9 protein-coding genes are annotated in these 8,657 nt (G+C 64.9%); 4 read left to right on the forward strand and 5 right to left on the reverse strand.

From position 1 onward, the window contains the following. From ACIQ42_RS12140 to queG, 3 genes are all read left to right on the forward strand, one after another. Positions 1-792 (forward strand): cation diffusion facilitator family transporter (locus tag ACIQ42_RS12140; RefSeq protein WP_397422453.1); only part of this gene is annotated, 792 nt, incomplete at its 5' end. Positions 793-860: 68 nt separating this feature from the next. Then, positions 861-1,550 carry a glutathione S-transferase family protein gene (locus tag ACIQ42_RS12145; RefSeq protein ID WP_397404334.1) on the forward strand — a complete coding sequence of 230 codons (690 nt, stop codon included), beginning with the start codon at positions 861-863 and terminating at the stop codon, positions 1,548-1,550. Further along, positions 1,531-2,655: a tRNA epoxyqueuosine(34) reductase QueG gene (gene queG, locus ACIQ42_RS12150; RefSeq protein ID WP_397422454.1), complete on the forward strand. Its 1,125-nt coding sequence runs from the start codon at positions 1,531-1,533 to the stop codon at positions 2,653-2,655. Before ACIQ42_RS12145 ends, queG begins: the two co-directional genes overlap by 20 nt. On the opposite strand, the gene rfbC is transcribed toward queG, so the two are convergent. Further along, positions 2,646-3,197 (reverse strand): dTDP-4-dehydrorhamnose 3,5-epimerase, encoded by a 552-nt coding sequence (gene rfbC / locus ACIQ42_RS12155; protein WP_397422455.1) that lies wholly within the window; start codon positions 3,195-3,197, stop codon positions 2,646-2,648. The genes queG and rfbC overlap by 10 nt on opposite strands. Positions 3,198-3,228: 31 nt before the next feature. Between rfbC and ACIQ42_RS12160 the strand changes: the two genes are divergently transcribed. After that, positions 3,229-4,272 carry a glycosyltransferase family 2 protein gene (locus ACIQ42_RS12160; protein WP_397422456.1) on the forward strand — a complete coding sequence of 348 codons (1,044 nt, stop codon included), beginning with the start codon at positions 3,229-3,231 and terminating at the stop codon, positions 4,270-4,272. Here ACIQ42_RS12160 and argE read toward each other — a convergent pair. Genes argE through ACIQ42_RS12180 form a run of 4 tightly spaced genes read right to left on the reverse strand, consistent with a single transcriptional unit; the run spans position 4,232 to position 8,458 of the window. After that, a complete protein-coding gene (gene argE / locus ACIQ42_RS12165; RefSeq protein ID WP_397422457.1) occupies positions 4,232-5,416 on the reverse strand; it encodes an acetylornithine deacetylase in 1,185 nt (394 codons plus the stop codon). The two genes, ACIQ42_RS12160 and argE, sit on opposite strands and share 41 nt — an antisense overlap. Further along, the gene (locus tag ACIQ42_RS12170; RefSeq protein WP_397422458.1) at positions 5,413-6,597 is read right to left on the reverse strand and encodes an ABC transporter permease; all 1,185 of its coding nucleotides are present in this window, start codon (positions 6,595-6,597) and stop codon (positions 5,413-5,415) included. The genes argE and ACIQ42_RS12170 overlap by 4 nt, the downstream gene beginning before the upstream one ends. 11 nt (positions 6,598-6,608) lie before the next feature. Further along, positions 6,609-7,778, reverse strand: coding sequence for an ABC transporter permease (locus tag ACIQ42_RS12175; RefSeq protein WP_397422459.1), 1,170 nt, complete (start codon positions 7,776-7,778; stop codon positions 6,609-6,611). Further along, complete coding sequence (locus tag ACIQ42_RS12180; RefSeq protein WP_397403178.1) at positions 7,775-8,458, reverse strand: ABC transporter ATP-binding protein; 684 nt, start codon at positions 8,456-8,458, stop codon at positions 7,775-7,777. The genes ACIQ42_RS12175 and ACIQ42_RS12180 overlap by 4 nt, the downstream gene beginning before the upstream one ends. Positions 8,459-8,657 lie beyond the last annotated feature (199 nt).

Consider the following 8,657-nt stretch of genomic DNA (forward strand, 5'->3'; position numbering starts at 1 on the left):
CTGGCGGACTCCGGCCTGGATCTCGTGGCCTCGCTCGTCACGTTCTTCGCCGTACGCTACGCCGCCGCACCGCCGGACGCCGAGCATCGTTTCGGCCACGGCAAAGCCGAGGCCTTTGCCAGTCTGGTACAGGCCGGGCTGGTGTTTGCGTCTGCAGCCCTGATCGCCCGCGAAGCCATCGGCGACCTGATGGCGCCGCATCCCTTGCAGCAGGAAGGGTGGGCCGTCGCCGTGATGGCCGTCTCGATCGCCCTGACACTATTGCTGCTCAGGGCGCAGACCATGGTGCTACGCCAGACAGCGTCCGTGGCGGTGTCCGGCGACCGCGCGCACTATGTATCGGACCTGGCCTCGAACATCGCGGCCCTTATCGGGATCGCCCTGTCGGCCTGGCTGGGCCTGAATGGGCTGGACGCGCTCGCGGCCCTGGCGGTGGCAGCCCTCCTGCTATGGAGCGCCATCGGTGTGTTTCGCGAGGCTGCCAGTCAGTTGATGGATCACGAGCTGTCCGACGAGGCGCGCGCAGACATCGTGCGACTGGTGACTGCGGATGGTCGCCTTGCCAATGTCCATCAGCTGCGCACGCGCGCCTCCGGACCTTTCATCCATATGCAGATGCATGTGGACCTTGACCCTGACATGACTCTGGAAGCGGCGCACCGCGCGGTTGTGGCGGCGGAGAACCGGATTCTCGAGGTGTTTCCGTCAGCCGACATCCTGATCCACCCGGACCCCCGCGGTCGGGCCGAGCCACACGGCGGAGCGTTCGCAGAAACCGGCGCGGCGCAGTAAACGAGACCTTAAGACCCCGGGTGTCTGTTGAGTGGATTCCGATTCGCCCAGGACGCGGCAGAAGCCCCATGAGTGTCGAACGCACCCTCCACCATTTTCCGCTCGATCCCGTGTCTCGCCAGGTACGACTGGTGCTGGGCGAGAAGCGGCTGCCGTTCGTCGAAAACTCGGTGCGCTACTGGGAGCGTCCGCGTGAGCTGAACAAGTTGAATCCCTCCGGCATGATCCCGGTCCTGGTCGAAACCACCGAGGGCCAGCCGCCGCTCATCCTGTGCGAGGGACGCGCGATCCTCGATCACCTGGAAGAAGCCTATCCGGACCCGCCCCTTTTTGCTGCAGACCCCGCTGAACGGGCCGAGGCGCGGCGCCTGCTCACCTGGTTTGAGCGGAAGTTCGAATTCGAAGCCAGCGGCTACATCCTGCACGAGAAGATCGAGAAGCGGTTGCTGGGCCTGGGTTCCCCGGACATTCCGAACCTTCGTCAGGGCCGCGAGGGGTTGAAGAAACACCTCTTCGTTTTCGACGAGCTGCTGCAGGGCCGCGAGTGGCTGGCGGGAAAGCGCCTGTCACTGGCCGATTTCGTCGCCGCTGCCCATCTGTCGATCATCGACTATTTCGGCGACATGCCGTGGCGCGACTTTCCGGCCTGCAAGACCTGGTACATGAAGCTGAAGTCCCGGCCATGCTTCCGACCTTTGCTCAACGATCGCTGGCCGGGCCTGCACCCGGCCGGGCACTATGACGACCTCGATTTCTGAGCCTGACCACGACCTGATCCGTAGCGAGGCGCTAGGGCTCGGCTTCGACATCTGCCGCTTCACGGACATCGACGAGACCTGGCCGGCGGCAGCGCGTCTGCAAGCCTTTATCGCGGCGGGCCGGCACGGCGAGATGGAGTGGATGGCCGACACCGCCGGCCGCCGCAGACATCCGCGCGCTATGTGGTCGGGGGCTCGATCGGCCATCGTCCTGGGGGTCAACTACGGCCCAGACCACAATCCGCTGCAGGTCCTGAGCCAACCCAACCTCGCCGCCATAAGCGTCTATGCGCAGGGCGATGACTACCACGAGGTGATCAAGGCGCGCCTGAAGGCTCTTGCCCGCTGGCTGGTCACCCGTTTCGGCGGTGAACTGAAGGTGTTCGTCGACACCGCGCCCCTGCTGGAAAAGCCGCTGGCCGAGCGTGCTGGTCTGGGCTGGCAGGGCAAGCACACCAATCTGGTGAGCCGCGAATTCGGCTCCTGGCTGTTCCTGGGGTCTATCCTGACCACCCTCGAGCTCCCGCCCGACGCAGTCGACCCAACCACCTGCGGTTCATGTCGCGCCTGTCTGGATGTCTGCCCGACGGGAGCATTCCCGGAGCCCTACCAGCTCGACGCCAGGCGCTGCATTTCCTACCTCACCATCGAGCTCAAGGGTCCGATCCCAGTCGAGTTCCGCGAGGCGCTGGGCAATCGGATCTACGGCTGCGACGACTGCCTGGCGGTCTGCCCCTGGAACAAGTTCGCCAGCATGGCGCGAGACCAGAAGCTTGCGGCGCGGGAAGTCTTGAGAGCGCCGGCGCTCGTCGACCTGGTTCGGTTGGACGACGCGACCTTTCGCGCCCTGTTCGCGAAGAACCCGGTGAAACGTATTGGCCGCGACCGTTTCGTCCGCAACGTGCTCTACGCCATCGGCAATTCAGGCGACGCGGCTCTCGCGGTCGAGGCCGAGCAACTGGTTGACGACCTGGCGCCCGTGGTCCGAGGCGCGGCGGCCTGGGCGCTGGCCAGGTTGGCGCCCGAGGTTTTCGCGGAACTGCGCACCAGCCGAATGGCGACCGAGCGGGACGATCGCGTCCGCACTGAATGGGCTCAGAACTGAGCCGGGCCCAGGTCCTTCAGGCGCGGCAGCACCTGATCCTTGCCCGAAAGAACTGGCTCGCCGTCCAACGGCCAGGGGATCGCCAGGTCCGGGTCATTCCAAATGATCCCGCCCTCATGGTCCGGCGCGTACTGGCCATCGACCTTGTAGAAGATCTCGCAGTCGTCAGTGATCGTGCAGTAGCCGTGAGCGAAGCCGCGCGGCACCCATAGCTGTTCTCCGCCCTCTGCGGTCAACTCGGCGCTGACAAACTGGCCGTAAGTGGGAGAGCCTGCGCGGATATCCACCGCGACATCGAAAATCGCGCCCTTCAGCGCCCGGATCAGCTTGCCCTGGGCGTGCGGCGCCAGCTGGAAGTGCAGGCCGCGTAGAGTGCCCTTTGCTGCGCTGAAGGCCTGGTTATCCTGCACGAACGCGGTGTCAGCCACAGTGCCGACCAGGGCCTTCTGGCTCCAGGTTTCGGAGAACCAGCCGCGCGCATCGCCATGGCGCTTGGGCGTGATAAGCAGGAGGTCTGGAATGGCGAGCGGCGTGATCGTCATGGGTTACCGTTTGAGCGAGTGAAGCTGTCGCATGGCCCAGTCGGCGCAGGATGACAAGACGCAAGCGCCGCGACTGAGTGTCTGCATCTTTGCCTACAACTCCGGCCCGACGCTGCGCACCTGCCTTGAACACTTGGCCGCCCAGACCTTCCGGGACTTTGAAACCCTGGTGATCGACAACGCCTCGCCGGACCCCGGCGACGCCGAAATCGCCGCAAGCTTTCCCTTTGTCCGGCTGATCCGCAACGCAGAGAACGTGGGCTTCTCCGGCGCCGGCAACCAGGCGGCACGGTTGGCGCGCGGGAGGTGGTACGTTCTGCTGAACCCTGACGCTTTCGCCCGGCCCGACTGGCTGGCCGAACTGGTGGCGGCGTCGGAACGCCACCCGACGGTTCGGTCCTTCACGTCGGTGCAACTGGCCGAGGATCAACCGGGCTATCTGGATGGCCTTGGCGACGTCATGAGCATCTTCGGTATTCCCTATCGCGGCGGCTACCTCAGCCGTGATGTGGGCCAGGCGTGGGAGGGCGAGGTCTTCTCCCCTTGCGGCGCGGCGATGATGATCGACAGGGCGTTGTTCCAGGAACTCGGCGGCTTCGACGAGGACTTCTTCTGCTATTGCGAGGATGTGGACCTCGGCTACCGACTGCAGTTGGCCAATGAGCCGACGGCGCTGGTTCCAGGGGCGGTGGTTGGCCACGTAGGATCGGCGTCGTCAGGGGGACGGAAGTCTGAATTTGCTGTCTTCCACGGCACGCGCAACCGCTTCTGGGTGCTGTTCAAGAACACGCCGGCTACGTTGCTGCCGCTGGTGGTACCCCTGCACCTGCTGGCGCTCACCGCGATCTATCTGCGGGCCGAGAACCGGCCCCATGCGCGGCTGATCTGGACAGCGGTCAGGGCGGCCTTCGCTGGCGCGCCGAAAATCTTCCGCAGCCGCGCCGTGGTGCAGCGCGGACGTCGCGCGTCCCTGCTGCAGATCGCGCGTGCGCTGACTTGGAACCCCCGGGACCTGTCCGGGCGAAGGGCCGTGATCAAGCCGCTTCGCTCGCCCAGTCGATCAGGCGGCGCATGAACTGCGCGCCGCGCTGCATCTGGGAGATGTCGATATACTCGTCGGGCTGGTGCGCCTGATCTATGGAGCCGGGGCCGCAGATCACGGTGGAAAATCCGGCGGCCTGAAACTGACCGGCCTCTGCCGCATAGGCGACGACCCTGGGCGGGCCGTTATCTCCGGCCATGCGGCGCGCGAAGGCCTCGGCGACGCCGTCAGGCTCGGGAACGAAGGGCGGCACGTCGGTGCGCATCTCGACGACCACGCCGGCCTCAGGCGCGCGGGCCTTGAGCGCCTGGTCCATCGCCACCGCCTCGGCGAGAAATGGCGCGATGATTTCCGCGGGTGACCGGGGCCCCGGCGCGCGCAGGTCGAATACGAAGCTGCACTCACGCGCCAGGATGTTGTGCGCCGTGCCACCCTGAACCATGCCGATGGTCAACGTCGGACCCTTCGGCGTGAAAGGGGAGGCGGGATCCGCCTCATCCATCAGGCGCGCCGACAGCCTGGTGAGTGACGACATCAGGGTCACCGCCTCCATCACCGCCGAAACTCCCAGGTGCGGCTGGCTGGAGTGGACCTCGCGGCCCGTCACGGCTACGTGGAAGGTAGCGATGCCCTTATGGCCATTTACTGCCTCCATGCTGGTGGGCTCGCCCACCAGCACCACCGCCGGCGCAGGCAGTTCGTTTCGGATGACCTCAATCAGATGTGGCGCGCCCAGACAGCCAATCTCCTCGTCATAGGAAAATGCGAGATGCACGGGTCGCGACAGCTTGGCCGCCGCAAGCTCCGGCGCAGCGGCCAGGGCCAAGGCGATGAACCCCTTCATGTCGCAGGTCCCCCGCCCGAACAGGCGGTCGCCCTTCTGGGTCAGGGTGAAGGGGTCGGTGCTCCACGGCTGGCCGTCCACCGGCACCACGTCGGTATGCCCGGAAAGCACGACCCCACCCTCGATCATCGGTCCGATCGAGGCCAACAGGTTGGCCTTTGTCCCGTCGGCGTTGGCGACGCGCCGGTGGGGAACGCCCAGATCATCCAGATAGGCCTCGACCCAGGCGATCATCTCCAGGTTCGAGCCGCGTGAGGTGGTGTCGAAGCCCACCAGCGTCTGCAGGATGTCTCTCGCCGCTGGATAGAGATCTGTCGCGACTTCGCGGGTCATGCCGCCAGCGCCAGCAGAGGCTTCTGTCGCGCCGCCCGCCAGCCCGGGAAGATACCGCCCACCAGCCCAATGATCAGGGCGAGCGTCACTGCCTGACCGATGATCTCGGGCCCGATCTGCACCCGGAACGCCACCTGGGTGAATCCGGCGCCCAGGGTCGAGGCTGACAGGCCATTGAAGCCCAGGGCGCAGATCGCCACCCCGAGAAGCGCGCCGATCGCCGACAGCACCATCGCCTCGACCATGGTGCCCATGAAGGCCGAGAAACCGGAGAACCCGATCACCCGCAGCGTTGCGATCTCGGCCGCACGGCTGGAGACGGAGGCGTACATGGTATTGAGCGCGCCCGCGAGCGCGCCGATGGCCATGATGATGCCCAGCGGCCAGCCGAAGTACCTGATCAACAGGCCCGAACGTTCGGCCTGGGCGGCGTAGTAGGCCAGCTCGCTCTGCGCCTTCAGCTGCAGCCGGGGTTCGGATTTGGCGTAGGCCTCGAAGGCCGGCAGCGCCCCCGGGCTGGTCAGGACAACACGGGCCGTTTGAAATGATGTACCGCGCTTGAACAGGCTCTGCACCACCGGCGCGTCGGCCCAGAGCTCGGATTCGAACACGGTGCCCGGCGCCTCGAAAACGCCCACTACCCGCCAGGTCTGGGCCCCAAACCGTACCAATTTACCCAGTTCAAAGCCTTCGAACTCCCTGAGCAGACCGGCCCCGACCACAATCTCGTTGGAGCCAGGCGCAAACATGCGGCCCTGGCTGATCTTGGCCTGCTTACGCACAAGAAGGCCGTTGGCGCCGACACCTCTGAGCGGCATGTTGGCCTTGGTCCGCGACGACTTCTTGATGCCGTCCACCACCAAAAACAGTTCACCAGAGACGATCGGGCGCCCGTCCGCGCCAATCTTCACACCAGGTCCACGCGCCAGCAGATCAACCTGCTCGCGCGAGAGGGTGCTGTTGAGCTCCGCCTCCGAGCCCTCACGCAGCACGATGGCCACGTCCGGCGCGCCGGAGCCTTTCAGCGTCTGGTTGAAGCCGTTGGCCAGGGACAGGAACCCCAGCAGCACCGCCACCACCAGGGCGATGGACACCACCGTCGCCACTGACATCCACAGGCGTTGGGGGATGGATCGCACGTTCATGGCGATCACCGAGCGGGTCTGGCTCATCAGGCTCATCGCGAGGCTCCCTAACGCCGGTTAAGCGCGTCGACGATGCTCATCCGCAAAGCCGATGCGGCAGGGATGGCGCCGGTGACCAGGCCAAGCGTGATCGCCAGCAGCAATCCGCTTACGGCCACGACAGGCGCCATCGACAGGTCACCGAAGGTCGACGCCGCCGGGGACTTCGACAGGCCAGCCAGAATGAACGCCGAGACCACCAGCCCAAGCACCGCGCCCATGGTCGACAGCAACAAGGCCTCGCCCAGCACCATTCGCAGGACTCGCGGGCTCGAAAAGCCCAGGGTCTTCATGACGCCAATTTCCTTGGTTCGCTCGCGCATGGCCGAAACCAGGGTGGTGCTGACGATCATCAGGATCGCGGCGAAGGCTGCGGACACAACCATGGTGACAATGAAGTTCAGGTCGCCGGCCTGTTTCAGGAAGGCCTGGGCGAAGGTTTTCTCGTCGACCGTAGAGGTTTCATACGGCGAGTTGGCGAACGCCGCGTCGATGGCCTTTGCAACCTGATTGTTCAGGTCCGACGAGGCGGTGCGCACCGCCACATTGCCGATCTGGTCGCGTCCGAAGGTGTTGGTCTCGTTCAGATAGTCATAGTGGAAATAGAGCGCCGCCGTGGAGTCAGTCGGCTTGGCACCGGTGAAGATGCCGGTGATCTTCATGTCCCAGCTGCGGCGTCCGTCCGGCTTCACATAGATGTTGGAGCTGATCGGCACCGTTTGGCCCACCGTCCAGCCGTACTGGTCGGCGATGGACTTACCGACGATGACGCCGGTGCGTTCGGCGATGAAGGCCTTGCGTTCGGCGTCGGTCAGCCGGATGTCGTTGGCGTAAAGGGTCATGTAGGTAGCCGGATCCACGGCAAAGCCCACAAACCGGCTGTTGCGCTGGTCCTGATAGTAGGCGCCGAACCAGCTGGAGTGCGTCACGCCGGTGACCCCCGGGATCGCCGCAATCCGGTTCACATATGCGATGGGCAACGGCTGGGTGAAATTGATCTTGTTGGAGACGACCAGTCTTTCAGCCGAGGACCCGCTCTCGGACGCCCGGTTCAGTGCCACGTTGAGGCTGGTGAGCATCCCGAAGATCAGGAACGCCATGAAGATCGAAACGGTCAGCAGGATGGTCCTGAGCGGTTTGCGGAACAGGTTCTTCCGGACCAGGTCAAAGTCGGTCATGCGGTGACCTCCGCGAAGGTTCCCTTGTCGAGATGCAGGGTGCGGTTGGCAAACCGGGCGGCTTCCGGGTCGTGGGTGACCATGATGATGGTCTTGCCCAGTTCACGGTTCAGCTGCTGCAGGGTGCGCAGGATATCGTTGGCGGTGTTGCGGTCGAGGTCCCCGGTGGGCTCGTCCGCCAGTAGAAGCTTGGGGTCCGAGACGATGGCGCGGGCGATGGCCACCCGCTGTTGCTGACCGCCCGAGAGCTCCTTGGGCTTGTGCTTCGCGCGGTCGGACAGTTCCACAATCTTCAGCGCGGTTTCGACGTTGTCGCGCCGCTTCCTGGCCGGCAACTTGGTCAGCATCAATGGCAGTTCCACGTTCTGGGCGGCCGTCAGCACGGGCATGAGATTATAGAACTGGAAGATGAAGCCCACGCTGCGCGCGCGCCAGGCTGCGAGCTGGCCCTCCGAGTAGCCGTCAATACGCTCACCGTCGAAAATGATCTGGCCGCCGTCGCAGCGATCGGTACCGCCCAGCAGATTCAGAAGGGTGGTCTTGCCAGAGCCCGACGGTCCCATGATGGCGACAAAATCGCCCTTCTCGATCGTGAGATTCAGGCCGTCAAAGATGGCGATGCCTTCCTTGCCGCGACGATAGTTCTTGGTGACGTTGTTCAGCTGAATGAGGGCGCTCATCGCGGGGTCCTGCAGGCCGGGGTCAAGTGCGGGGTTCCAGGAAGGTGACCTTGACGGCCATTTCAGGAAGGACCCTGACATCCTTGCTGTCAAAGCCGATCCGGACACGGACCGTCGCCTTGTCTCGGCTGGCGGTCGGGATCTTGGCGATCACCCGGGCCGGCAGGACCGTTTCGGGGAAGGCGTCGAGGATGGCCTC

The organism is Phenylobacterium sp. (assembly GCF_044372605.1).
In the GTDB taxonomy this organism is placed as follows: Bacteria; Pseudomonadota; Alphaproteobacteria; order Caulobacterales; family Caulobacteraceae; genus Phenylobacterium.

Coding starts and splice junctions, on each gene's coding strand:
- ACIQ42_RS12145 (WP_397404334.1), top strand. CDS start 861: ATGAGTGTCGAACGCACCCTCCACCATTTTCCGCTCGATCCCGTGTCT.
- queG (WP_397422454.1), top strand. CDS start 1,531: ATGACGACCTCGATTTCTGAGCCTGACCACGACCTGATCCGTAGCGAG.
- rfbC (WP_397422455.1), bottom strand. CDS start 3,197: ATGACGATCACGCCGCTCGCCATTCCAGACCTCCTGCTTATCACGCCC.
- ACIQ42_RS12160 (WP_397422456.1), top strand. CDS start 3,229: ATGGCCCAGTCGGCGCAGGATGACAAGACGCAAGCGCCGCGACTGAGT.
- argE (WP_397422457.1), bottom strand. CDS start 5,416: ATGACCCGCGAAGTCGCGACAGATCTCTATCCAGCGGCGAGAGACATC.
- ACIQ42_RS12170 (WP_397422458.1), bottom strand. CDS start 6,597: ATGAGCCTGATGAGCCAGACCCGCTCGGTGATCGCCATGAACGTGCGA.
- ACIQ42_RS12175 (WP_397422459.1), bottom strand. CDS start 7,778: ATGACCGACTTTGACCTGGTCCGGAAGAACCTGTTCCGCAAACCGCTC.
- ACIQ42_RS12180 (WP_397403178.1), bottom strand. CDS start 8,458: ATGAGCGCCCTCATTCAGCTGAACAACGTCACCAAGAACTATCGTCGC.